A 23,430-nucleotide genomic window follows, 5' to 3' on the forward strand; every position below is an offset into this window, starting at 1 on the left:
AGCGATCTGCCGGCCACCCGCAATCATCCCATCAGCCCGGTGGCTGCGCATGACGGTGGCGACTGCAACCCCGGCCAGGACCGCCGGGCGTGGTCCGGCCCGGCTGCCGCCCGGCAACCCGGGTACCTTTGGGCGCGCCTTCCGCCACCGCTGCCGCGTCGTGGCGAGCGGCTTCAGGGCTTGTCGAGGGGAGGGGCCGTTGTCAGTAGTTGGGCGCCCCAAAGGAGTTGTTGGCCGGGCGTTGCCTACGGCCCGAGAACGGCTCGACCATGAAGATCGCGCGGTTCGCCTCCGTCCTGCGCCTCAGCCGGTCTACGCGAGCCTGCATGCCGGGTTCCCGCGCGTGGCACCTGCAGTCCTGAGACATTCAGCCCCCTGACGGGACCATTCGGCTCTGCCGTCGTAGGGGGCGTCGGCGGAAAGTGGGGGAAGGGGCAGCACCGAGCGGCCGCCGACATGCGGCAGCTGAAGGAGTGAGGGACATGCAGCATCGCACCATTTCAGAAGTCATGACGCGGAGAGTCGTGACGGCGCGCCCCGACTCCTCCTTCAAAGAAATCGCTCAGATGTTCGTCGACAACGAGGTCACGGCAGTTCCCGTCGTCGATGACCAAGGCCGTCCCCTTGGTGTTGTCTCCGAGGCGGATCTCCTCCGCAAGGCGGCCAGTCTCCCGGATCCCGAAGGGCGTTCACCCGGTCCGCGGCTCGATCCGCGTGACGTGGCTCGCGCCGCTGCCGAGACCGCCAAGGCCATGATGTCCGCTCCGGCAATCATCGCCAGACCCGAATGGAACATCGTCGAAACGGCCAGGGCGATGGATCGCAACAAGGTGAAGCGGCTTCCTGTGATCGACGAGGCCGGAAGGCTCGTCGGCATCGTCAGCCGCCGGGACCTGTTGCGGCCCTTCCTCCGCCGTGACGACGCCATCAGCGACGAGATCCATCACGAGGTGCTGGGCGAAACGCTGGGGCTCGCGCCGGGCACTGTGGAGGTAGCCGTACGTGACGGTGTGGTGACACTCTCCGGCAGGGTGGTGACGAGCGATCTGATCCCGATCATCGAGCGTCTGTGCCGCTCCGTCGACGGTGTGGTCGCCGTCCACCAGGCGATCGCGCACGAAGGTGAAAAGGACCCGCCCGCTTCTCACGGATCCTGATTGCTCGGTGCACAGCCGCCGGCCGCTCCGCAAGCACACCTGCCGTGGGACGAAGCCGGGGCCGAACAGTCCTCGCTCGGTCCCGGTCGACTCTGTCCGCGCCCTCGTCGCGCGCACTCGGACTACCTGAATGATTTTGGCGGGGTGAACGGGAGCCACTGCATCGGTGGGATTGGGAGCCACTTTGCTCCGTCCGTGACGAGGATGGATCCGTCACAGGTTCATGATCGTCAATGAGATCGGGAGCCACCCCTATCGGGTGATGCCAGTACCTGTTTCTGATCTCAGCTTTGAAGTGCGTCCGGTGGCGGCCTGATTACGGGGTGGAGGGTGATCCGATTCACTACGCTGAGCGCTTTCGCACCTCAGGAGGTTCGGTTGGTACGGCGGAGCACGCTCGGGCAGGACTTCCGGCGGCTGTGGGGCGCCTACGCGGTCAGCGCAGCGGGCAGCGCCGTCGGCATGGGGGTGTTGCCGCTGATCGCCCTTCTGGTGCTGGGTTCCTCGGCGTTCCAGGTTTCTGTGCTCGCTGCGTTGTCCGCGGTGGCCAGTGCGGTGATCGCTCTACCGCTCGGTGCGCGTATCGAGCATCAGTACAAGCGGCCGGTTATGATCACCGCCGACCTGGCACGCTGTGTGCTGCTGGCGAGCATTCCGGTCGCCATGGCTTTCGACAAGCTCACCTTCGCCCAGTTGTGTGTCGTCGGCGTTCTTCAGACGGCGGCGTCTGTCGCCTTCGACGCGGCGAGCGGGGCACACCTGAAGGCACTTGTCCTGCCCGAGCACCGCCTTCGTGCCAACAGCCACTTCGAGACAACCAACTGGATCAGCGTCAGCGCCGGCCCGCCCATCGGCGGGCTCCTGATCGGAGCACTGGGCGCGGCCGCCACCCTGGTGGTCGACGCACTGTCCTTCCTCGGATCAGCCCTGGGGATCCGTCGCATCCGGCAGCCAGAACCAGTGCCACCGGCCCGCGCCGCCACCGCTCACCTGGGCCGCGACATCGCGGCCGGCTGGCAATACCTCCTGCGCCACCCAGGACTGCGGCCGCTGTTCTTCAACGCCCTGCTCTTCGGCGGATCCATCATGATGGCCTCACCGCTGATGGCCGTCCTCATGCTGGAAGACCTCGAACTGGCACCGTGGCAATACGGACTTGCTCTGGGGCTGCCGTGCCTGGGCGGCGTGCTGGGCTCACGTCTGGCCCCGCTGCTCACCCGGCACTTCGGACAGCGTCGCATTCTGCTGCTGTCCGGTGTTGCGCGCACGCTCTGGACGATCCTCATGCCTCTGACGCCGTCCGGTGCCCTCGGCGTGTTCGTCATCGTGGCAGCCGACTTCGGCCTGCTTCTCTCCGCCGGGGTTTTCAATCCGTCTTTCACCACGTATCGGATGGCGGCCACACCGGACGCCTTCATGTCCCGCGTCAGCACCTCCTGGTCTGTCGGCTCGAAGACATGCCAGGCAGCCTTCATGATCATTGGTGGCCTCATCGGCGCCGCAGCCGGGGTCCGCGGCGCCCTGCTCATCGCCGGCCTGCTGTGCATGGCGAGCGCGCTGCTCCTGCCATGGCGAAAAGCACGCATCTCCACCGGGCATGTTCCAGCGCCCACGATGGAAGCGGTTCCGTCCCCGGCCACGGATAGTCCATCCACGTAGTGGTTTTGCCGGACTGCAGTGACGCGACTTTGTCGGGAGTGGGAGAAGTGATGCTTGGGACCGCAGTCCGGTGGGGCTGTGCCTGGAGGCAGTCGTGCGGCCCGATCGTTGCCGGGCACGGCCCGGTGGAGCGGTGCGCGATCAGTCAGGGAAGACCCAGAATTCGTCTGCACCCCGGTAGGCTCCCGCGGTCTCGAATGCTTGGCGGCCTGGAAGGGCCAGGATGGTGCGGATTGTTGCGCCGTGGTGGCAGTCGAGCAGGCCACCGCATCGGCGGGATCGGGAGCCATGGCATCGGTAGCCACCTCTAATGGGTGACGTCACGCTCGGGGGCGTGGAGTGTCCGCCGTGATTCGGCGGTGGATGGCGATAGCTTGTGTGTCACCGGGCCCTGTCGGTCCGTGTCCCTGACAGGCACGGTGCGAAAGGGCCCGGCTCCGTTTTCCGGCGAGTGTGCGGCCGGGGCGGCACGATGTCAGATCGAGCGTTCGTCGCAGGTGGCCTGGAGCCGGTAGGACTCGGTGCCGGTCTGGATCAGGCTGCAGCGGAACGTGATGCGGTCGGCGATGGCCGCGCAGAGCCGGCGGTCGCCGAAGGTCTTGTCCCACTCGGCGAACGGGGAGTTCGTGGCGACCGCGGTGGCCTTGCGTTCCTCGCGTTCGGTGAAGATCTGGAACAGCAGCTTGGCGCCCTTCTTGTCCAGGTTCGCGTAGCCGAACTCGTCCAGGCAGAGCAGGTCGACCTTGGTGTAGCGGGCCATGAGCGAGGACAGCCGTCTGGCCGCCTCGGCTTCGGCGAGCTCGTTCACCAGGGCCTGGGTGGTGATGTAGCGGACGGACAGTCCGGCCTCCGCGATCGCGGTACCGACGCCGATCAGTAGGTGGGACTTGCCAGTTCCGGAGTCACCGATCAGCACCAGCGGACGGCCCTCACGGACCCAGGACGTGGACTTCAGATCGGCGACGACTTCCGGGGAGACGTTGGGGTTCTTGTCGAAGTCGAAGTCCTCCAGCCGCTTGGGCCGGGGGAATTTCGCCGCGCGGACGAGCCTTTGCTGACGGCGGACGTCGCGGTCGGCGACCTCGGTCCGCAGCAGGTCCAGGAGGAACTGCTTGTAGGTCGACTGCTTGCGCCGGGCGTCGGCGGCCAGCTCCACGAACCGTTCACGGAACGCGGGAAGCCGCAGGTCCCGGCAAGCTTCGTCGATCGCCGCGTCCTCGGGATCGCCGGGCAGCGGCATCCTGGTGGGCGGGACCTGCTCGGCCGCAGGGGCCTCGGCCGTCTTGGTGGGGCTCATGCGCTCGTGCCTTTCTGCTGTTTCCTCGGCGGTGCCGGCGGCGCAAGCAGCCGGTCGTACTTGGACATGTCCGGCAGCTGGGTGCGTGGATCGGGCGGCAGGCGCCGGGCGTGCAGGGAGATCACCTTCGCGCCCTCGTCCGCCGTGCCGCCGGCCTCCGCGTCGCCGTCCTGGTCGTCACAGGCATCGGCCTCGGTGCCGTCGGCCTCGTCGAGGTCGCTGTCCTCGATCGCCTTGCGGGCCTCGATGGCCACCAGGTCGGGATTGACCGAGCCGACCTTGACGACCGTGGCCATCCCTGCGACGACGGCTTCGGCGGGCAGCTGACGGTGCAGTAGCAGCACTTCGATCAGCAGCCGGGTGCCGTCCCTGTCACCGCACTTGGCCTTGGCCGCGGCCCAGAACGCTTCGTGGGTCTTGGTGAAGGTGCCTTCGGCCCTGGCTTGTGCGAGGGCCGAAGCCCCGGCGAACGCGCCGGGGCGCACCAGCAGGATTTCCAGGTAGTGGTCGAGGATGTCGTGGGCGGTGTATCGGCGCGTCAGCCGCGGGTGCCGAGCGACGATCTTGCGGCCGTCGAAGACCAGAAGCTCGTTGGCCCGCAGTTTCACCCGGACCTTGGCGCCGATAAACTTCGCCGGCACCGAGTAGTAGCTCTGACGGACCGTGATGCGACCGTTGCGCTGGACCACCGGTGTCAGGTCGATCCCGCAGTCGTATCCGTCCGCAGGCAGGGGCCGCAGCAGCTCGCGCTCGGCTTCGAAGTCGAACCCGATCGAGGTCGGACGGCCATGGACGTGCCGGGCATCCTCGGCCAGATCGATCGCGGCCAGACGCTCGTTCAGCTCGGCCAGCGTCTCGACCTCGGGCGGCGGGACCAGGTGCTTGCGGCGGAACCGCCCGCCCTCGTGCTCGACCCCGCCCTTCTCGTGGGCGCCTTCCTCACCAGGGGTGCAGTAGAACGCCGAGAACGAGTACCACGACCTGAACGCCGCCCACCGGGCCGTCTCCGTGCGCGAACGGCCAAACAGCACCTGCTTGACCGCTGGCTTGAGATTGTCATAGCGAATGTGGACCGTCGGGCAGCCGCCCAGCGCCTCGAACGCCTCGACGTGCCCTTCCAGGAAAGCCTCCTGCGATGCCGTCGCATAGACGCGGTGCACCGCCTTGCCCGAATACGACATCCGCAGCGTGAACAGCACGCACTTGCGCCGCTGCCCGGCCAGGTCCAGCCAGACGTCCGCAAAGTCGACCTCGGCCTCCTCGCCCGGCTGCTTCGTCTGCGGAACAACACCCTCCAGATGCCGGCGCCCCTCCCTGGCCTCCAAGACCAGCTCCGGACGCCGTCTGGCCATGTAGTCACGCACCGTCGTGTAGGAGGCGAGCTCGAAGTCGTGCTCAGCCGCCAGCCGCTCCATCACCCGGCTGATCGTGTGCTTCTGCTTGCGCGGCGCCGCCAGGTCCTCCCGCAGCATCGCGTCGATGAAGCCCTTCACCGGCTCCAGCACACTCGCCCGGGGCGGCGGCTTCTTCCGCTTCGGCGGCACCGGCTGGGTCAACGCCTTCGCCACCGTGTTCCGCGACACCCTGTACCGCTGGGCCAGCATCCGCCCCGACACCGACGGGTCCACACGCTTGTCCCGGCGGATCCGCTCAAAGATCCACTCACGCGACCTGTACACACGGATCTCCTGACACGACCGTGATCAACAGGCAAAGCGTGAAGGGCCAAACAGCCCATGCCTTTGATTACTCCATCAGCGGCATGTCATCCGCTCAACCCCCAGGTGGCTCCCAAACTCGCCGATGTACCCCCGGCTCCCGAACAACCTGCCCTACCTGCTCTCAAAGACCCCGATAGAAACAACCTGAAGGACCCGATCGAGGAGCGCCCATGAAACAGCTCCGAACCGTCGGTGATGTGATGACGCACGCGGTGATCGCGGTGGGCTGCGAAACGCCGTTCAAGGAGGTCCAGTCCCACCGAGCCGAGCAGCAGTGCGGCGAACCCTCCGCGTCCGCGGGTTCCGAGGACGATCGGGCCGTGCCTGCCGGCCATGAGGTGGAGGCTCTGCGCAGTCCCTCGGGCCGAACTCCTTTGTGATGCGCAGGCCGGGGGTCACCGGGGCTGGGCGCGCGAGGGAGGTAGGGGACGAGCCGAAGCGTCCTGTGCCTGGACCGTGTGTCCCGTTCGGCCCCACGACGGGACCGCTCGGCCCTGTGCGTGGGCAGGCCGTCTGATCCACGTTGGTGCTGAGGAGACGGCTCGACCGGACACACCCGGAAGGGGCTGGCGTGCGATGAGACACCGCAGCGTCGCCGACCTGATGACGCCCACGGCGGTGAGCGTCCAGCGGGGCACCGCGTTCAAGGAGATCGCGCGGCTACTCGACGAGTACGGCATTACGGCCGTACCTGTGATCGATGACGAGGGCCGACCGGTCGGTGTGGTGTCCGAGGCGGATCTGATCCGAGGAAAGATCTCACAGGGCAGTGCGAACACGGCGGAAGGGCTGATGTCCAGCCCGGCCGTCGTCGCGCGGCCCGGATGGAGCGCAGTCAGGGCGGCCCGGTTGATGGAGGAGCACAGGATCAAGCGACTGCCCGTGGTGGACGACTCGGGCCGGCTGATCGGTGTGATCAGCCGCAGTGACATCCTTCAACTGCTCCTGCGGAGGGACCGGGCGATCCAGGAGGAGATCCTCGAGGACGTCCTCACCCGCACACTCGGGCTGTCGCCCTCCGCTCTGATGGTCGACGTCACCGACGGCAGGGTAACGATCAGCGGCAGCGTGGAGCGCAGGAGCCTCCTCCCGATCATCCAGCGGCTGTGCGAGAGCGTCGACGGAGTGGTGGACGTGGCTGTCCGGCTCGCCGTCGAGGCGGACGACACCGCGCCATCGTCCGCCGAGGGCGGCGAACACCCGGTCTGATATCACCGCCACGGGCGTCGGGGGCGAAGCGATGGTTGAGGGCGACTTTCCGCTCGCGGGCCGCCCGCCGAGCCGCCACAGTCGTTGTGGTCCAGGAATCCCAGGGCGACAGCCTTCTTGAGCTTGTAGGCGCGGTCGCCGATGAAGAACACGACACCCGGTGTGGGTCTCGCACAGCTCTGCGCGCGGGAGCGGCGGAGCATCGAGACCGGCGCTGAGACGGAGCGCGGAAGCGTCGGTCCGGTGTGCCGATGTCATCGGCTCCGTGCGGTGGCTCGAGGGATCGCCATCCCGTGCGCCGGCACGCCACGCGTGGCACGTTGGATACAGCAACGTTCTGAGGAAACGGCGGCGATCATGCGAGCTCACCTCGGCGATCGACTTGTTGTCGAAAGCCCGGCCACCGGCGCCACCAGGCGCGACGGCGAGATCGTCGGACTCCACCATGAGGACGGAACACCTCCCTACGACGTGCGCTGGTCCGATACGAACGAGGTGACACTCGTCTTTCCCGGGCCGGATGCGCACATCCATCACGTCGAGCACGGCCCCGGGAGGCTCCACGAGCCTTCCCGGCCGAGCAGGGATGAGGCCGTCACCGCGTCCTCCAGGCCCCCCTCCGGTGGGGCACCCGGCGTCGGCGACATCGGCCGGCGCGTGGCCGCTGAACGCGAGCGACAAGGACTGACCCGGGCAGAAACAGCCCGTCGCGCCGGAATGGCGCCGGACTACCTGGCGTACCTCGAAGAACGGCCGGCCGACCCGAGCCTGGAGAGCCTGATCAGGTTGGCCGCCGCGCTGGGCACCAGCGTCGCGGCCCTGCGCGGGGCCGGCATCGATCAGCCGCCCGGCCAAGGTCAGGCGCTCCTGCACCCCCGACTACGGGACCTCGGCCCCGACGAATGCCGCGACCTGCTTTCCACGCACGGCGTAGGGCGCATCGCGGTATCGACCCCCGATGGCCCGGTGGTCATCCCGGTGAACTACGAGGTCATCGAAGATGCAATTGCCTTCCGGACCGCGCCTGACTCGGTGCTCGCGGCGGCCGCAGGAACACATGTCGCATTCGAGGTCGACCATGTCGACGAGGCCATGAGCCAGGGCTGGAGTGTCCTCGTCGTCGGTCCTGCGAGGGTTGTCACGGAGCCCGACGCCGCGCGGCGGATGACCGACCGCGCCCACACCGAGCCATGGGCGGGGGGCGAACGCGAGACGTGGGTGTCGATCCAGCCCACCGGCATCACGGGTCGCCGCATCGTTCCGGCCGATCAATGAGCGGCCGCGGACTACTGCTCGTCGGCGCGCACACCATGACCACGATCCCGTGACAGCCGCACGCCGACCCCGACACCGCGCCGCACACCGGCTACGGGCTCCGGGAGGAGGGTCGTCTCGAGGAGCAGAAGTGGCGGCCTTCATGGCCTGGGGCCGCGAAGGCCGCTCCGCGAACATGGGCCGTGGGAGACGTGCATGAAGTGGTTGGTCTCGCTGCTGGGGGTCGGGCTGGTCATGGCCGCCCTGCGGGACCTCTTCCATACTCTCTGGCATCCCACCCGGCACGGTGGCCTGAGCCGACTCGTCATGACTGTGCTGTGGAGACTGTCCCAGCAGCTGCGTGCCCGCAGGCGTGTCGTCGGGCTCGTCGGGCTCGTCGGACCGCTCGCCATGGTGACGGTGGTCGGCATGTGGGCGACGATCATCATCCTGGGCTGGGCCATCGTCTACTGGCCCCACATGCCGGAGGATTTCGCCTTTGCAGCGGCCTCGCAACCGTCCCCTCAGTCAGGGTTGCTCGACTCCCTGTACATGTCGCTCACCACGGTCGCCACCCTTGGGCTCGGGGACATCGTGCCCACCGCTGGGTGGCTCCGTGTCGCCGCGCCGCTGGAAGCCCTCGTCGGCTTCGTACTTCTGACGGCCACGGTCTCCTGGGTTCTCGAAATCTATCCGGCGCTGACCCGCAGGAGGGTCCTCGCCCTCCGGCTGGCGCTGCTGCGCCGCTCGGACCCGGCAACGCAACAGCTCGACTGCACTGCGGGAGCCTTGCTGCTGGAGAGCCTGGCCACTGAAGTGGTGCGAGTCCGCATCGACTTCACCCAGTACGCCGAGGCCTACTACTTCCATGACGGGGAGGACCATGCGTCTCTGGCGGCCATGGTGGGCTACGCCACCGACCTCGCCGACCGTGGTCGGGCCGCCCGGCGGCCGGATGTGCGTCTGACGGGCAATGTGCTCGCCGGTGCGCTGGAAGACCTTGCCGCCATTCTGGACCAGCGTTTTCTCCACACCGGAGGAACATCGACGGAAGTCTTCGCCGCGTACGCTGCCGACCACGGGCGTGACTCCACGCGGCCCTGACCACCGCACCCGGGCGGCAGTCTCGCGCCGCATGGTGCGGATCGCCCACCGCTGAACGTACGACCTGCTCGGCGACTGCCGCTTCTCGGCCTCGTCGGCGTCCTGGACCCGCTACTGAGGGCCCGTCCTCGACAATGCGGCGGTGGGCTTCACCGCGGAATGCGCGACGGGACCGGAAGTCCAGGACACAGGTGAGCATGGAGGCGGGCATGCGCGGCGACCACCCGGCGACCGAAACACACGACTTCCCCGCGATCACGGCTCCTCGGATGAGAACGGTCCAGGACTTGGACGCGGCGGTGGCCACCTGTCGGGCCTGCCCGCGGCTGGTGGCCTGGCGGGAGGAGGCCGCGCGCGTCAAGCGCAGGGCATTCAAGGACTGGGAGTACTGGGGCAGGCCGGTGCCCGGCTTCGGCCCGCCGGATGCACCACTTGCGATCATCGGGCTTGCTCCGGCCGCGCACGGCGGCAACCGCACCGGGCGCATCTTCACCGGTGACCCGTCCGGCGATGCACTCTATGCCGCCCTGTACGACATCGGTCTGGCCTCCCAGCCGACCGCCACGCACCGGAACGACGGGTTGGAGCTGTACGGGGTACGGATCACCGTGCCGGTGCACTGTGCACCGCCCGGCAACCGGCCCACCACAACTGAACGCGACACCTGCCGCCCGTGGCTTGCCCACGAGTTGGAGTTGCTGCGCCCGACGCTGAGGGCCACAGTGGTGCTCGGAGCCTTCGCCTGGCAGGCGCTGCTGCCCGTGCTGGCCGGCGCGGGATGGCGACTGCCCCGTCCACGACCGGTCTTCGGGCACGGTGTCGAGGCGCTGGTCGCCGAGGCCGGCGGCGAACGCGAGGTGTACCTGATCGGCGGATACCATCCCAGCCGGCGCAACATGTTCACCCGCACCCTCACCCCTGCCATGCTCCGGGACGTCCTGCGGCGCGGTGCTCTGGTTGCCGGACTGCCGACCCGGTCCGGGCGCGGAAACCCGGGTCCCTGATCGCAGGCGTCGACCAGGACCGAGAGGAAGCCGGTCGAGCGGTGCGTCCGGACCGGCGAGGGCACCGCGGTCGACCGGCACGCCGTCCGGGTCGGCGCGGGGTACGGGAAGGCGACGGGGGAGACGCCGGTGGCCGGCAGCAGCTTGTCGTAACCGATCGTCTCGCCTTCGGAGAAGGCAACCGTCTTCCGGCCACGGTCGATCCTGGTGACGGCACTTCCCAGGCGCAGATCCACCTGGTGGTCGGTGTACCACCGCGCCGGGTGCACGAAGATCTTCTCGCGGTCCTGCTCGCCCATCAGGTAGCCCTGGGACCGCGGCAGCCGAGCGCGTGCCATCCGCCACCGGCGGGGTGGACGTGGTGTCGATGCTCTGCGGGGTCTCTGCGATGGACATGATCGATCCTCTCCTCAGCGGCCACTGTCCCCATAGACCCGGCGAGCCCCCGAAAATCATCGCTGTGCCACCAACCTCCGGCCGTGTCATCCCGGGCTTGGCCCCACTGTGACGTTTTGCACGGTCTGGCCCGCTGACGGGAGCCGACTGAGATCCGGATCACCGAGACACGCCACCGGCCGGGGCCGTATAAGTGGCCCTGACCTTGAGGAAGGTCGCTGTTCACGACGGAGGTTGCTGTGGAAGACACGCCCCTGCAAAACCTGGCCGATCCGGACGGTGTCTGCTACGGATGCGGCAGCGCGCATCCAAGCGGCCTGCGCATCAGCAGCCACTGGGACGCGGACGCGGTCCATCTGGTGTGCACGCACCTGCCGGATCCCGGCTTCACCGGCTGGCCCGGACTCGTGTACGGCGGGCTGATCGCGATGCTCGTCGACTGCCACTCCAACTGGACGGCCATGGCGCACCACTACCGCGCCGAGGGGCGTGAGCCGGGCAGCCTGCCGCGCATCGACTGCGTGACGGGGGAGCTCGGCGTGAAGTACCTGAAGCCGACACCGATGGGCGTGCCGCTCACCCTGAGGGCACGCGTCGAAGGCGAGGTGGCCCGTAAGAGCCGAGTGATCTGCGAGGTGTACGCCGCGGACGTGCTGACCGCTGTCGGCGATTCGGTGTTCGTGCGGGTGGACACCGTGCGTCTGGCGGCCGCAGCGCACGGTACGGCGGCGACGTAGCGGCACACCTTACGCCACCGGGGGCCACCGGCCGGCTGCTCTACGACCCCGCCACCGGGTAATCGGCCGGGAGCACCGGGCTTCAGCCGGCCGTGTCCTTCTGCTCCGCCGGGTGGCGGCGCGCACCCGCCTCAGGGCGCGATCGGAGCTGCCGTGTGCCCACCCAGCCCGGCCGGGCGCGGTTCAGCCGGGCGGTAATCCGGGACCTGATCACATAGGCTCGGCGGATGGCAACGTACTACGACGTGCACCCCCAGAACCCTCAGCAGCGCACCATCAGCACTGTCGCTGCCGGCATCCGTTCCGGCGCGCTCATCGCGTACCCGACGGACTCCTGTTACGCCCTGGGCTGCCAGCTGGGCAACCGTGACGGCCTCAGCCGGATCCGGTCGATCCGGAACCTCGACGATCGCCACCATTTCACCCTGGTGTGCCAGAACTTCGCGCAGCTCGGCCAGTTCGTGCATGTCGACAAGGACGTGTTCCGCGCGATCAAGGCGGCAACACCTGGCAGCTACACCTTCATCCTCCCGGCGACGAAGGAGGTGCCGCGCCAGCTGCTGCACCCCAAGAAGAAAACCGTCGGAGTCCGCATTCCGGACCATATTGTTGCCCAGGCCCTGCTGGCGGACCTCGGTGAGCCGCTGCTCTCCAGCACCCTGCTCCTGCCCGACGAGGACGAGCCGATGACACAGGGGTGGGAGATCAAAGAGCGCCTCGACCACGTGGTTGACGCCGTGGTCGACTCGGGCGACTGTGGCACGGAGCCGACCACGGTCATCGACTTCTCCAGTGGCGAGGCCGAGATCGTACGCCGTGGGGCAGGCGACACCGCGCGGTTCGAGTAGCCGAGCCGGAGCACCGTGGCGCGACGTCTTGGAACGCTACCGGGTTTGTCGGCAGTGCTCCGCCGTTCACGGCGGAGGTGAAGCCGACTTTCTCGCGTAGTGGGGCAGGGACAGGGGAAGCGCCGCCAGGGCGATTGGGCGTCGGTTGCGCTCGCACGAGTGGTTCCCGGGAGCGGTGCAGGAATGCCTGCCCGAGCAGCCGACCCGCCGCAGGAAGGCACTTCCCGGTGCGAAATACTCTCCCGATGAGTTCACGCACTTCCCCGATCAGCCAGCCGATCACGATACGGAGGGCCGTCGCGCGGGATGCCAAACGGCTCACGCGGCTCGTGCGTGGCTCAGGCGCCTACGAGGGTAAGTACGCAGCCGCAGTGGCGGGCTACCGGGTCGGTCCTGATTACATCGAAGCCCATCGCGCCTTTGTGGCCGTCGGCGCCGACGAGCATGGAGGCCGGGTCATCGGGTTCTACTCGCTTGTCCTCGCTCCACCGGAGCTCGACCTGCTGTTCGTCGCCGACGAAGCGCAAGGACGTGGTATTGGACGGCTGCTCGTTGCGCACATGCAGTCCGAGGCCCGTGCCGCCGGGCTCGACCGTGTCAAGGTCGTGTCGCATCTTCCCGCCGAGGACTTCTACCACCGCGTTGGTGCAGTGCGGACCGGGACCGCGCTCGCGAACCCGCCCGCCGTGCCGTGGGACCGTCCCACATTCGAGTTTCGCATTCCTTCGGAATGACGCGGTGTGCCGGTTCGCAGGGCGCCGGCTTCGCTTGCATGGTGGCTGGCATGCAGGAGCCGCTGGACGCCGCGCGCTCCGTGTGTGCCGTCGTCTCTGCCCTGGCGGGGGGATCGCCTGCGCAGCGGCCTCTCCCGGCGACTCCCTCGCCTCCGGCACTCCCAGGGCCATCGAAATCGCGTACACCTCGGCTCGCTCCACACACGATCGAGGTCGGCCGCGTAAATACGTAGTTCACACAACCCTGATCTGCGAGACGATGTGGCCACAGTCCACCGTCAGCGCTGTAGGGGTGGTGCCTTGCCAGTGCAGCCATCAGCGCAAGTGGAAGTAGTCACAGCCCTTGCCCCGTGGAGCTTGGCCGACCGGCGTCGGTGCGGCCCGCGGTGGAGCGGATCGGCGGGAGGCTCCGGACAGGGACATCAGAGCCTGACTGTCGTGGGTGTTGGCCAGGTCCGACTCGGCGTTCGGGTCGTCGTAGGCGTCGACGATGGCGATGGTCTGCCGCAGCCGCTGGCGGAGGCGGCGGAGGTCAGGCCGTAGGCCGACTGCAGGTCGCTGGGGCCGTAGCCGGTGGGGGAGTCCGCGGGGGCGTTCGGCCGGACGGTCTGGGGTGCGATGCCCTTCTTCGCTGCCTGCTCTTCCTGGAAGGCGGTGGTGCCGCTGGTGACGCGCAGGGCGTTGCAGGATGCGTAGCCCTTCTTCGGGGTGCCGGCGCACTGCAGCATCTTCAGGCGGAACCGCCGGCCCGCCCAGCGCTACGGTGTGGGGGCCGCTGCGGGGAGCGGAGTACGAGCAGGGTGATCTCGCTCGGGGCGAAGACGCGGAAGGGCGGGCCCCAGAAGCCGGTGCCGCGGCTGGTGTAGAGGAGGGTGCGGGTGCCGTGGCGGCTGAGGCCGGCGAGGGCGGGCTGGTCGATGCGGACCAGGTGGTGGAAGGGCCAGATCTGGCCGCCGTGGGTGTGGCCGGAGAGCTGGAGGTCGACGCCGCCGGCTGCCGCCCGGTCGACGAACTTGGGCTGGTGGGCCAGGAGCAGGACGGGGTGGTCGGGGTCGGCGCCGTGCAGGGCTCCGGCGAGGTGGGCGCCGTGGCCGGCGAGGCCGGAGGACTCGGCCGTGACGTCATCCACGCCGGCCACCACGAGGGTGTCGCCACCGCGTTCGAGCAGCAGATGGCGGTTGCGCAGCGGCTCCCAGCCCAGCTCGTCCATCAGGTCGACCCAGCCCTGGGCCTCGCTGTAGTACTCGTGGTTGCCGGTGACGTAGACCCGGGCCCGGGTGGCCCGCACAGTACTGAGTGGGACGGCCTGAGCACGGCGGCGTTCGGCCGTGCCGTCCGCGATGTCTCCGGTGTGGCAGACCAAGTCGGCTTCCAGAGCGTTCACCGTCTCGCACACCCGTGCCGACCAGCGGGCGCGATCGAGGGGACCGTAGTGGGTGTCGGTGATGAGGACGACGCGTATACCGTCCAACCCGGGACCCAGCCGTGGGAGTTGCACGTCGAGTCGCCGCACGCGGGGCACGCGGCGGGCCTCGGCGTACCCCCAGGCGAGCAGCACGGCGGTAACGCCGAGGACCGCCCAAGTGACGATTCGGGCCCGGTCCTGACTCTCACCGACGCCGGCCACGGTCAGGGCGAGCCGCAAGAGGACCCCGATCAGAACGGACCAGGTGAACAGAACCCAGCTCGTGCCCAGCAGGGTGTCACCGACGATCGCCGCCCGGTCCTGCTGACGCCGGCCGTGGCCGCGCACCATCGCGAACGGCATACCGACGAGGCCGAGGACGAACAGGGCGGTGCCGACCAGCGTGACGGGCAGCGGCCAGTGCTGGCCGCTGTGCAGGAGCACCCAGCAGGGCACGGCCCACAGAAGGACGGGGGCGATCAGGGGGATGTAGCGCATCAGGCGGTGCAGTCGGCTCTGCCGCGGCGCTTGCGCTTCACCCTCGGCGGGCCGGGTGTTGCTGGTGTCGGTCACGCTTTCCCTCACAAACCAGGCTGCCGTCTCGCGCACTGTATCCGGTCGCCCTCGGGCCGACCGGACCGGCGTCCGTGGGCGCCGCCCCTTGGGACGAAGGGTTCTCTGCGGGAATGGCAAGCGCGGCCGCAGACACCTCCCTTGGCATGAGCCGCGATCAGGACGCTACTGCCCCGGCTGGTACTGCCGCCAGTGGAGCGCGCGCTGGCGCGACGATGGCCTATGGACCACCGGATCCTGGCGAAGGCGGTCGTGTGAGGCATGGTTGCGACTCCCGTAGTCGAGTGGTGGCGACATAGCCGAAGGGCGCCGCTTCCCCACCCCTGAACACCTTGTGTTCTGGGCCAAGTTGCGTCCCCGCACGATTCAGTCCGGAGCGAGAACAGCGCGGGCCCAGCCGGGAAGGGCGAGCCCTGGCTCAAGGGCGCCCTGGGCGAGGCTGCAAACGCCGCTGCCCGCACGGACACCTTGCTCGGCGCGCTACCGCCGCATCGTCAAACGCCGCGGCCATGCCAAAGCCCTGGTCGCCGTCGCCCGCTCGATACTCGTCATCTCCTGGCACCTGATCAACGTCCCAGACGCCTCCAGCCAGGAGCTCGGTGCCGACTGGTACCGTCTCCACCTCGACCCCGCCCGCAAGACCCGCGATCTCGTCCGCCAGCTCCAGGCCCTCGGCCACCAAGTCGCCCTCACACCGGCATCGACCTGACCGACTCGTCTCTCACCGTCATCCGGTCCGCACGCGGACCGGACGCTGCCGCCTGCCCTCCCGGACATCGATTTTCCGATCAGCTTCAGAGTCAAGCTCAGGGGGCCAAAGTGAGGTCACCGTTGTTGGACTTGGCGAGCGACCGCCCGATGACCATGCGCTGAATCTGGTTCGTGCCTTCGAAGATCTGAGTCACCTTGGCCTCACGCATGTACCGCTCGACCGGGAACTCGCGCGTGTAGCCGACCCCGCCGAGCACCTGCACCGCATCGGTGGTGACACGCATCGCGTTGTCGGTCGCGACAAGCTTCGCGACCGACGCCTCACGGCTGAACGGCAGTCCCGCGTCCTTCAACCGGGCGGCATGGAGGGTCGCAGCACGCGCTGAAAACACCGCGGCCTCCATGTCAGCGAGCAGGAACGCGACTCCCTGGTGGTCGATAATGCGTGATCCGAAAGTCTCCCGATCGCGCGCATAGGCGATCGCGTGGTCAAGAGCGCCCTGGGCGAGACCGACCGCGACGGCCGCGATACCGAGACGGCCGGAATCCAGGCTCGCGAGAGCGATACGCAGGCCGTCGCCCTCAGCACCGATACGCCGCTCGACGGGGACACGGACGTCCCGGAGCACCATGGTCGCCGTCGTGGACCCGGTCAGGCCCATCTTCCGTTCAGGCACATCAGCGGTGAGGCCCTCGGTGTCAGCCGGGATCATGAAGCACGAGATACCCGTGCGATCTTCCGAGGTGCGGGCCATGACCTTGTAGTAGTCCGCGTGGCCGCCATGGGTCGTCCAGGCTTTCGCGCCGTTCAGGACGTAGTGATCGCCGTCCAGACGGGCCCGGGTCTGCATCGCGGCCGGGTCCGAGCCGGCGTGCGGCTCCGAGAGGCAGTAGGCACCCAGCAGCTCGCCACCGAGCATCGCGGGCAGCCACTCCTGCTTCTGCTCCTCGGTACCCATCGTCGCCAAGCCGAAGCACGACAGCACGTGCACTGAGACACCTACACCGACCGAAACCCACACGGACGCGATCTCTTCGACAACCTGTAGGTACACCTCGTAGGACAGACTGCTGCCACCGTACGCCTCGGAGTACGGCAAACCGAGCAGGCCGACGCGTCCGAGGAGCCTGAAGACGTCACGAGGGAACGCCTCGTTCGCCTCATCGGCATCCACCCGCGGCGCGAGTTCATCGGCCGCCAGCTTCCGGACCAGCCTGATGAGGCCAAGGGACTCCTCGTTCGGTAACAGACGACGCGCGCTCATGGCACCTTCCAGCTGTCGGGGCGAAACATCATTCAGAGACATCCGCAGGCCAAGGCACCGCAAGGCGCCCTTTACGGGCAGACGTCGAAACGCTTGGGGAGGGCCGGCCGCCGCGTGGGCTTCGGCGGTGGCGCGGGTGGCGTCCCTCAACCCGGACGGGATCATGTTCACGCCGGGCGCGTCGCAGGTGAGCACCAGCAGCTCGGCGGCGTCGATGTGCACGGCGTCCGCTCGGCGTGCGGCAGTGCAGAACGCGCCGATGTCCGCGGCGGCCCGCGCGCAGATCTCCATGAGCTGCCGGGTACCGATATTCTGCCCGGTGGCGCGTTCGATCGCCCAGGCGGCCTGCCGCAGGGACCCGGACGTGGCCTCATGCACCACCGCGCGCTGCAACGGCCGGGAGTTCAAGGCGGCGGGAAGCGACGGCTCGGTGTCCGCGACGTGCAGGTTCGGCGCCGGCGAGCAGGCCGCCTCCCGCTCCCGCAGCAGCCGCAGCACCTCAGCACAGCTCATCCGACCCACCTCTCACGCCAGCTGATCAACCAGCTACCGCAACGAGACGGGCATTACACCGGACACGGGCGACCTCGCTAACCTCACTCGACGAGAAACGCACCCGAGGTGATGCACGTCCCCGGTCGGCCCGAGACCGCCAACCTGGATGCGGTCGCCGCGTAGATCCGTGCGGCGGGACCGGGGCCCTCAACAGGTGGTCCTGGGCCGCCAGCTCGACCTGCTGGATCTTGTAGGGCGCTTACCGATGTGGTCGTACTCCTGGCATAACCAGGCTCGGATCGTGGTTCGCCCTGGTCAGGGTGGGCGAGAGGCGGCGCCGAAGCCGTGAAGGGCCGAGTACCGATGCGGAGGTGCCGGCGGACCGGCTCGTAGTAGGCCGCAAGGCGAGGCGAACAAAGGAGCGCCGGGAGTGGACGGGCAGTCCATCGACGAGTTCGAGAAGGATCTGAAGGCCTGGAACCAGATGTCGTCGGGGATGTGCTTTTCCCCTCCGGTGCGGGCGGTGGAGATTCCCGAGCAGCACGGCGGCGGGATGAGGATGCTCGGCCGGAACCGCTGCCGGACGAAGGGCTGTGTGATCGATCTCGACATGCAGAAGTTCTTCGCCGGCATCCGGTGGTACCTGATCGTCAAGGTCGTGGAGGCTCACGCCGACGCCGTTTGGGTGGTTCTGTGTGTCGAGCGGTGGCTCAAGGCGCGCCGACAGGGTGGATGAGGCCGGGCTGCGGCTGCCTCCCGGCGAGGCCGAGATCGTGTACTGCCAGGACGAGAGGTGGCGCGGCTCATTCGGGCACACGTCCTTCACCTTGCCGGGGTTCCTGCCCTCGACCGGCAGGGACGCCCAGAACAAGATCGGTGAGACGGTTCGCAGTCGGAGGTGCATCGCCAGATCGCCTCTCCTTCGTGGAGCTCGCCCGCCGGATTCACCCCGTTCGTGGCGGGCTGGAAATTGCGGCCGTGGTACTGCCGGTCGCTGATCAGGGTCTGCCCGGGGCGGGTCGCGGCGAGTGGGGTTCGGCGTGGAGCACGCCGAGCGGGGTCTCGCGCTCATTGGATTCGAGTCGGTCGGCGCGAAGGCTGCGGGCAGGCCGTGCAGGGTGCACAGCAGGTGCGGGAGCAGGCCCCAGAAGTGCATAGAGTGCAGCGTGGAGGGAGTCCAGGTCAGGCGTCACAGCCGACCTTTGGGCTCCCTCGCTTCATCTCATGTGTGCCAGCAGGCCCTTGGCATCATTCATCCAGTCGGACCGGGAGTTCAAACGTGAGGCCTCAGACCACCGATGTGCGCCAGATCGCCGAACCACGCCGGACGGCCGACCGTGGCAGAACCGGCCATCACGCCCCGACGGCCTCCGTGTACGCATCCACCGCGCCCCTCCCCGACCAGCACGACCACCCCGCCCTGCGCGCTGCGCTCGCCGCCGCCATCGAGGACGCCATCATCTACGACCTGGACGGCATCGGCCGCCAGTACGCCGCCCTGTGCGCCGAACTGCCAGGCGTCGCCGTCCGGTTCGCGATGAAGGCCTGCCCGGTGGACGAGGTGCTCGGCCACCTCGCCCGGCTCGGCTCCGGCTTCGACGCGGCGAGCCCGCAGGAGATCGCCCAGGCGCTGCGCACCGGGGTGGCCCCCTGGCTGATCCACTACGGCAACACCGTCAAGTCCGACCGCAACATCGCCGAGGCTTACCGGCTGGGCGTGCGCGACTTCGCCACCGACTGCCTGGAGGACGTCGCCGCAATCGCCGAACACGCCCCTGGATCACGGGTCTTCTGCCGGATCGCGACCACCGGCGAGGGAGCGCTGTGGGGCCTGAGCCACAAGTTCGGCTGCTCGCCCGAGGATGCCCTGCGGGTGCTCGGTGCCGCCCGGAGCGCCGGGCTGGTGCCCTCCGGCCTGTCGGTGCACGTCGGCTCCCAGCAGATGACCGCCGAGGCATGGGCCGCGGCGATCGACTCGCTGGCGGCGGTCCTGGAGGCGCTCAGCGGGCGCGGCATCACCCCGGACCGGATCAACCTCGGTGGCGGTCTGCCCGCCCTCGGTGTCCTCGACCGGCGCGGCCGGCCGCTGGAACCGCCGCTGGACAAGATGTTCGTGGTGATCCGCGAGGGCATGGAACGACTGCGTGCCGTCAACGCCGCCCCGCTGGACTTCCTGGTGGAGCCCGGCCGCCACCTGGTCGCCGACCACGGCGCGATCCGCGCCCACGTGGCACGGCTCACTTCCCGACACCGGCTCGACGGCACCCGTGAGGACTGGCTCTACCTGAGCTGCGGCAAGTTCAACGGCCTCTACGAGATGGACCAGTTGCAGTACCGCCTGGAGTTCCCCACCCATTCCGGCGGGCAGTTCGTCGACGCCGTGGTGGCCGGCCCGACCTGCGACAGCGACGACGCGTACGCCCAGGAGGACGGCCTGGTACGGGTCCCGCGCGCGATCGCCTCCGGCGACCCGGTGTGGGTCCACTCCTGCGGCGCGTACGCCGCCGCGTACGCCACCCGGGGGTTCAACGGCTTCGCGCCGCTGCCGTACACCTGCGTCGGCGGCCCGGCTCTGGACGGAGGAGACGCGTGATCGACACCCGGATCCGGCTGCTTCGGGAGGAGGACTGGGACGAGGTGGTCGCGCTGGAGGAACGCGCCTACGCCGCGAGCGGTCTGTCCGAGGGGCGGGAGGCGCTGCGCTCCCGGCAGTGCGCCTCGCCCTCGACCTGCTTCGTGCTGGAGCACGCGGGTGGCTTCGGGGGCTATCTGCTCGCATTGCCGTACCCGCTGTTCCGCTGCCCGGACCTGAGCGTGGCCGAGGAAGGCACGGCGCAGGAGAGCGACCGGGGGAGCAACCTGCACGCCCACGACCTGGTGATCGCCGAGCGGGCGCGCGGCCGCGGCCTGGCCCCCCGGCTGCTGCGACACCTGGAGGAGACCGGCCGGGCGGCCCGCTACCGGTCCCTCTCTCTGGTCGCCGTGCGCGGCTCCGAGGTGCTGTGGTCCCGGCTGGGCTACCGCGCCCGGCCCGAGATCGGGCTGCCCGCGAGCTACGGTGCCGAGGCGGTCTACATGGCGAAGCCGCTGGAACCCGCTGTTACCGATCCGGTTCTCGGGTCCTCCCCCAGAGCCGAAGTGGGCTGATGCAAATGTCCCCCGTACCCGACGAGTTCCGCCGCTCCCAACTGACGAGGGCCGAGGCACTGGTGCACACCTACGATGCCCAGCTCGCGCAGGTGCCCCGCAGCCCATGCCGGCGGACGTGCCGCTCGGCGGTGTCGACGAGTCCCTCTCGACCTGCAACTCCGCGCCGATCGCCCGGCCGCACGAGGCCGCCACCATCCACTGCCACGCTACCGAGGGTCGTTCCATGCGCCTCATGCTCGACGGCAACGGCGCTCGACCCTCCCTCTCACCTCGGACGACGCCATGCCCGCGACCGCTTCAGCCACAGGCACGGGCGAGGAACTGCCCCTCACGCTCTGCGGCCGGATCCTGCTGGAGCTCCGTGAAACCTGTCAGTAGCGCCAGCGGACAGCCTTGATGACATCCGCATCCGTGTGCCCCGCGAACAGCTCAGCCTCTGCCCGCCGGACGGCCAGCACGGCCTCGTACAAATCGGAACCGAGCGCCTGCCGCAGCAGTGCGGACTTCTCGTACGCGTCGATCGCCTCCGGCAGGCTCGCCGGGAGGCGCTCGGCGGCGACGAGGGCGGCTGGGTCGCTCGGAGTCTCGGGCGGGAGGGGCAGGCCGGACTCCAGGCCAGCGAGTCCGGCGGCCAGCACGGCGCCGACCTCCAGGTACGGGTTGGCGGCGGCGTCGAAGCACTTGAGCTCGGCGTTTGCCTGCCCGGCGGCGGAGCCGGTGATCAGGCGCAGCGCTGCCTCGCGGTTCTCCAGGCCCCAGCATCGGTAGGCCCCGGCAAAGCGGGAGGGGACCAGCCGCAGGTAGGAGGCGACGCTGGGCGCGCCGAGGGCGAGCAGGGCGGGCAGCTCGGCCAGTACGCCTGCGAAGAACTGCTCGGCGTCGGGGTGCAGCCCGTGGCGGCCGGGGCCGCCGTGCCCGAGGTTCTGCTCCTGTCGCCATAGGCTGAGGTGCAGGTGGCCGCCGTTGCCGACCGAGCCCTCGGTGAAGACGGGCGCGTACGAGACCCGCAGGCCGTGACGGGCGGAGACGGCCCGGATGGTGTGGCGCACCAGCATCGTGGTGTCGGCCGCCTCGACCGGCCCCTCGGCGGCGACCGAGACCTCGAACTGCCCGGCGGCGTACTCGGGGTGGAGCTGGAGCACGGTCAACCCCTGGGCGGTGAGGGCGCGCAGCACCTCCCGCAGATAGTCGGAGTGCTCGACGAAGCGGGTCATCCCGTACGCGGGCCCGAGCGTCGCGGGGGCCCCGGTGGCGTCGGCCACCACCCACTCGACCTCGATCCCGGCTTGCACCGAAAGCCCGCGCCGCTCGATGGCCTCGGTGACCTGGCGGGCGAATCGGCGCTGACAGCCGGGGTGCGGGGTGCCGTCCTGGGTATAGCGGTCGGCCGGGGCCCAGGCCCAGCCGGGCTGGGCGGCGAGCGGGGTGAGCCGGTCGAGGTCGGGGACGAGCCGCAGGTCGCCCACCGGGCCGGTACTCGAAGGCGCAGCGGTGAAGGAGTCGTCCACCAGGGAGACGTCGAAGCAGGGCACGGCGCCGACGCCGTACTCGGCGGCGTGTTCGAGCTGGGCGAGCGGGACGGACTTCACGCGGGTGAGGCCGGCGTTGTCGACCCAACCGAACACCACCCCGTCGATTCCGTCGGCGGCGAGCTGGGTTTCGGCTGCCCGGGCCTGGGCGGCCCGCTCAGCCCGGGGGTGCGTGGTGGCCATGCCGACCATGCTGGCGTTCGCAGCAGCCGGTGCGCCAGTGGCTGGCTGGGAGTTCACTCGTCCGTGAACGGTCGGAGCTGGATCTTGCGTAACTCGCTGCGGAGGCGCCGGGTTCGCGCAGCACGCCCGCAGAAGCACCCCCGGCGCGCGCCACAGCATTGACCACGCCTCCGGCACGCACCGACGGTGCCGACGGTGCGCTGGGTCGGTGACCTCGACGTGCGGGTCTTCCACGAGGCGGTGCTGGGAGGAGACGCGCTGTCGTTTCCCGTCCTGCGCCGGAGGGCGGCGCGCGAAATCGGCAGTCACCATGAAGCCGATCACTGGTAATAGGTAAATTAGAAAAGCGCTTCGCTGGGTGGGTACGCCTACTGTAATCCGTAGCAGTCCGAATATGGATAGCACTCGCATGGGTGAAACCCGCCGAGACCGTTTGGCCTCGACGGTCATGACTGGGCTACGGTGATCGATGAGCGGACGGTTTACCCCATCGACAAGGAATTCAACCGGCGGAGAGTTCGGCACGGGATATCGAGAATTCCGGAAATGGGTGCTTCCGCCTTCCCCGCTGTGCGTGCTCCGGCGTTCGCAGTGCCCTGGGTCTCCTGTCATACATCTGCGTAGAGAAGTTGGAGCATCATGCCGCCCGTCGTTCCGCCGTTTCTGATCGGTCTCATCGTCGCGCCACTGGCCAAGCGTCTCCTCAAGCCGCTGGTGCGCGGTGTCGTCACGACGTCCGTCGGTCTTGTCATGGAGGTGAAGAAGGCGGCCCATGAGGCCGGAGAGAACATCCATGACCTCGCGGTCGAGGTGGCTGCCGACATGGTGGCGGCGCAGATCGCCTCCGGTGACGGCCACCAGCCCACCGAGGGTGTAGCCACGAACGGCGAGAAGGACGAGGTCAGGACTCCGAAGATCCGTGCGACCGCTGGCGCCGGGAAGGCGCAGTGACGCCCTGATGCGCGGCCCGGCCCGCCGTCTGGGCGGGTCTTCCGGCCG

At 69.0% G+C, this 23,430-nt stretch carries 23 protein-coding genes; 16 read left to right on the top strand and 7 right to left on the bottom strand.

The window, feature by feature from the left end; translation table 11 throughout:
* Positions 1-202: 202 nt before the first annotated feature.
* Positions 203-328, bottom strand: a complete 126-nt coding sequence (locus tag ABD858_RS32400; RefSeq protein WP_345034142.1) for a hypothetical protein — start codon at positions 326-328, stop codon at positions 203-205.
* A gap of 154 nt (positions 329-482) precedes the next feature.
* Here ABD858_RS32400 and ABD858_RS32405 point away from each other — a divergent pair, with 154 nt between their 5' ends.
* Together ABD858_RS32405 and ABD858_RS32410 are read left to right on the top strand one after the other, a co-directional pair.
* Entirely contained in the window at positions 483-1,157 is a 675-nt protein-coding gene (locus ABD858_RS32405) for a CBS domain-containing protein (RefSeq protein ID WP_345034139.1), read from the top strand.
* A 378-nt stretch (positions 1,158-1,535) separates the two neighbouring features.
* The gene (locus tag ABD858_RS32410; RefSeq protein WP_345034137.1) at positions 1,536-2,816 is read left to right on the top strand and encodes an MFS transporter; all 1,281 of its coding nucleotides are present in this window, start codon (positions 1,536-1,538) and stop codon (positions 2,814-2,816) included.
* Between the two features lie 475 nt (positions 2,817-3,291).
* Here ABD858_RS32410 and istB read toward each other — a convergent pair whose 3' ends face one another.
* Positions 3,292-4,056 (bottom strand): IS21-like element helper ATPase IstB, encoded by a 765-nt coding sequence (gene istB / locus ABD858_RS32415; RefSeq protein WP_425586302.1) that lies wholly within the window; start codon positions 4,054-4,056, stop codon positions 3,292-3,294.
* 53 nt (positions 4,057-4,109) lie between these two features.
* On the bottom strand, positions 4,110-5,792 hold the full coding sequence (gene istA, locus ABD858_RS32420; RefSeq protein ID WP_425586134.1) for an IS21 family transposase: 1,683 nt from the start codon (positions 5,790-5,792) through the stop codon (positions 4,110-4,112).
* Positions 5,793-6,004: 212 nt separating this feature from the next.
* Here istA and ABD858_RS32425 point away from each other — a divergent pair, with 212 nt between their 5' ends.
* The 8 genes from ABD858_RS32425 to ABD858_RS32460 all read left to right on the top strand — a co-directional run bounded on the left by ABD858_RS32425 (position 6,005) and on the right by ABD858_RS32460 (position 13,120).
* Positions 6,005-6,214, top strand: coding sequence for a hypothetical protein (locus ABD858_RS32425; RefSeq protein WP_345034132.1), 210 nt, complete (start codon positions 6,005-6,007; stop codon positions 6,212-6,214).
* 196 nt (positions 6,215-6,410) lie between these two features.
* Complete coding sequence (locus ABD858_RS32430) at positions 6,411-7,043, top strand: CBS domain-containing protein (protein ID WP_345034129.1); 633 nt, start codon at positions 6,411-6,413, stop codon at positions 7,041-7,043.
* 357 nt (positions 7,044-7,400) lie between these two features.
* Positions 7,401-8,318: a pyridoxamine 5'-phosphate oxidase family protein gene (locus ABD858_RS32435; RefSeq protein ID WP_345034127.1), complete on the top strand. Its 918-nt coding sequence runs from the start codon at positions 7,401-7,403 to the stop codon at positions 8,316-8,318.
* Between the two features lie 195 nt (positions 8,319-8,513).
* Positions 8,514-9,401, top strand: coding sequence for a potassium channel family protein (locus ABD858_RS32440; RefSeq protein WP_345034123.1), 888 nt, complete (start codon positions 8,514-8,516; stop codon positions 9,399-9,401).
* 209 nt (positions 9,402-9,610) lie between these two features.
* Complete coding sequence (locus ABD858_RS32445) at positions 9,611-10,405, top strand: uracil-DNA glycosylase (protein ID WP_345034121.1); 795 nt, start codon at positions 9,611-9,613, stop codon at positions 10,403-10,405.
* Positions 10,406-11,040: 635 nt separating this feature from the next.
* On the top strand, positions 11,041-11,538 hold the full coding sequence (locus ABD858_RS32450) for a PaaI family thioesterase (protein ID WP_345034118.1): 498 nt from the start codon (positions 11,041-11,043) through the stop codon (positions 11,536-11,538).
* Between the two features lie 227 nt (positions 11,539-11,765).
* Positions 11,766-12,386, top strand: coding sequence for an L-threonylcarbamoyladenylate synthase (locus ABD858_RS32455; protein WP_345034116.1), 621 nt, complete (start codon positions 11,766-11,768; stop codon positions 12,384-12,386).
* Positions 12,387-12,631: 245 nt separating this feature from the next.
* The gene (locus tag ABD858_RS32460) at positions 12,632-13,120 is read left to right on the top strand and encodes a GNAT family N-acetyltransferase (protein ID WP_345034113.1); all 489 of its coding nucleotides are present in this window, start codon (positions 12,632-12,634) and stop codon (positions 13,118-13,120) included.
* 422 nt (positions 13,121-13,542) lie between these two features.
* On the opposite strand, the gene ABD858_RS32465 is transcribed toward ABD858_RS32460, so the two are convergent.
* Together ABD858_RS32465 and ABD858_RS32470 are read right to left on the bottom strand one after the other, a co-directional pair.
* Positions 13,543-13,848: a hypothetical protein gene (locus tag ABD858_RS32465; RefSeq protein ID WP_425586133.1), complete on the bottom strand. Its 306-nt coding sequence runs from the start codon at positions 13,846-13,848 to the stop codon at positions 13,543-13,545.
* A gap of 2 nt (positions 13,849-13,850) precedes the next feature.
* On the bottom strand, positions 13,851-15,098 hold the full coding sequence (locus ABD858_RS32470; RefSeq protein WP_345034111.1) for a metallophosphoesterase: 1,248 nt from the start codon (positions 15,096-15,098) through the stop codon (positions 13,851-13,853).
* A 349-nt stretch (positions 15,099-15,447) separates the two neighbouring features.
* Between ABD858_RS32470 and ABD858_RS32475 the strand changes: the two genes are divergently transcribed.
* Positions 15,448-15,807 carry a hypothetical protein gene (locus ABD858_RS32475; RefSeq protein WP_345034109.1) on the top strand — a complete coding sequence of 120 codons (360 nt, stop codon included), beginning with the start codon at positions 15,448-15,450 and terminating at the stop codon, positions 15,805-15,807.
* 97 nt (positions 15,808-15,904) lie between these two features.
* On the opposite strand, the gene ABD858_RS32480 is transcribed toward ABD858_RS32475, so the two are convergent.
* Positions 15,905-17,074: an acyl-CoA dehydrogenase family protein gene (locus tag ABD858_RS32480; protein ID WP_345044209.1), complete on the bottom strand. Its 1,170-nt coding sequence runs from the start codon at positions 17,072-17,074 to the stop codon at positions 15,905-15,907.
* Between the two features lie 925 nt (positions 17,075-17,999).
* Here ABD858_RS32480 and ABD858_RS32485 point away from each other — a divergent pair.
* The 3 genes from ABD858_RS32485 to ABD858_RS32495 all read left to right on the top strand — a co-directional run bounded on the left by ABD858_RS32485 (position 18,000) and on the right by ABD858_RS32495 (position 20,716).
* Positions 18,000-18,305, top strand: coding sequence for an RNA-dependent RNA polymerase family protein (locus tag ABD858_RS32485; RefSeq protein ID WP_345034107.1), 306 nt, complete (start codon positions 18,000-18,002; stop codon positions 18,303-18,305).
* 684 nt (positions 18,306-18,989) lie between these two features.
* Complete coding sequence (locus ABD858_RS32490) at positions 18,990-20,162, top strand: type III PLP-dependent enzyme (RefSeq protein WP_425586301.1); 1,173 nt, start codon at positions 18,990-18,992, stop codon at positions 20,160-20,162.
* Positions 20,159-20,716, top strand: a complete 558-nt coding sequence (locus ABD858_RS32495) for a GNAT family N-acetyltransferase (protein ID WP_345034106.1) — start codon at positions 20,159-20,161, stop codon at positions 20,714-20,716. The genes ABD858_RS32490 and ABD858_RS32495 overlap by 4 nt, the downstream gene beginning before the upstream one ends.
* A gap of 374 nt (positions 20,717-21,090) precedes the next feature.
* On the opposite strand, the gene ABD858_RS32500 is transcribed toward ABD858_RS32495, so the two are convergent.
* The gene (locus tag ABD858_RS32500; RefSeq protein ID WP_345034105.1) at positions 21,091-22,431 is read right to left on the bottom strand and encodes a type I glutamate--ammonia ligase; all 1,341 of its coding nucleotides are present in this window, start codon (positions 22,429-22,431) and stop codon (positions 21,091-21,093) included.
* 186 nt (positions 22,432-22,617) lie between these two features.
* Here ABD858_RS32500 and ABD858_RS32505 point away from each other — a divergent pair, with 186 nt between their 5' ends.
* The gene (locus ABD858_RS32505; RefSeq protein ID WP_345034104.1) at positions 22,618-22,761 is read left to right on the top strand and encodes a hypothetical protein; all 144 of its coding nucleotides are present in this window, start codon (positions 22,618-22,620) and stop codon (positions 22,759-22,761) included.
* A 309-nt stretch (positions 22,762-23,070) separates the two neighbouring features.
* Entirely contained in the window at positions 23,071-23,382 is a 312-nt protein-coding gene (locus ABD858_RS32510) for a DUF5132 domain-containing protein (protein WP_345034103.1), read from the top strand.
* Positions 23,383-23,430: the final 48 nt, after the last annotated feature.

The organism is Streptomyces sannanensis (genome assembly GCF_039536205.1).
Taxonomy (GTDB): Bacteria; Actinomycetota; Actinomycetes; order Streptomycetales; family Streptomycetaceae; genus Streptomyces; species Streptomyces sannanensis.

What these genes read in the sequence shown, in the direction of transcription:
- istB (WP_425586302.1), bottom strand. Translation starts at nt 4,056, where the DNA reads ATGCCGCTGCCCGGCGATCCCGAGGACGCGGCGATCGACGAAGCTTGC.
- ABD858_RS32510 (WP_345034103.1), top strand. Translation starts at nt 23,071, where the DNA reads ATGCCGCCCGTCGTTCCGCCGTTTCTGATCGGTCTCATCGTCGCGCCA.
- ABD858_RS32430 (WP_345034129.1), top strand. Translation starts at nt 6,411, where the DNA reads ATGAGACACCGCAGCGTCGCCGACCTGATGACGCCCACGGCGGTGAGC.
- ABD858_RS32480 (WP_345044209.1), bottom strand. Translation starts at nt 17,074, where the DNA reads ATGAGCGCGCGTCGTCTGTTACCGAACGAGGAGTCCCTTGGCCTCATC.
- ABD858_RS32435 (WP_345034127.1), top strand. Translation starts at nt 7,401, where the DNA reads ATGCGAGCTCACCTCGGCGATCGACTTGTTGTCGAAAGCCCGGCCACC.
- ABD858_RS32425 (WP_345034132.1), top strand. Translation starts at nt 6,005, where the DNA reads ATGAAACAGCTCCGAACCGTCGGTGATGTGATGACGCACGCGGTGATC.
- ABD858_RS32405 (WP_345034139.1), top strand. Translation starts at nt 483, where the DNA reads ATGCAGCATCGCACCATTTCAGAAGTCATGACGCGGAGAGTCGTGACG.
- ABD858_RS32460 (WP_345034113.1), top strand. Translation starts at nt 12,632, where the DNA reads ATGAGTTCACGCACTTCCCCGATCAGCCAGCCGATCACGATACGGAGG.
- ABD858_RS32445 (WP_345034121.1), top strand. Translation starts at nt 9,611, where the DNA reads ATGCGCGGCGACCACCCGGCGACCGAAACACACGACTTCCCCGCGATC.
- ABD858_RS32500 (WP_345034105.1), bottom strand. Translation starts at nt 22,431, where the DNA reads ATGGCCACCACGCACCCCCGGGCTGAGCGGGCCGCCCAGGCCCGGGCA.
- ABD858_RS32455 (WP_345034116.1), top strand. Translation starts at nt 11,766, where the DNA reads ATGGCAACGTACTACGACGTGCACCCCCAGAACCCTCAGCAGCGCACC.
- ABD858_RS32400 (WP_345034142.1), bottom strand. Translation starts at nt 328, where the DNA reads ATGCAGGCTCGCGTAGACCGGCTGAGGCGCAGGACGGAGGCGAACCGC.
- ABD858_RS32440 (WP_345034123.1), top strand. Translation starts at nt 8,514, where the DNA reads ATGAAGTGGTTGGTCTCGCTGCTGGGGGTCGGGCTGGTCATGGCCGCC.
- ABD858_RS32465 (WP_425586133.1), bottom strand. Translation starts at nt 13,848, where the DNA reads ATGCTGCAGTGCGCCGGCACCCCGAAGAAGGGCTACGCATCCTGCAAC.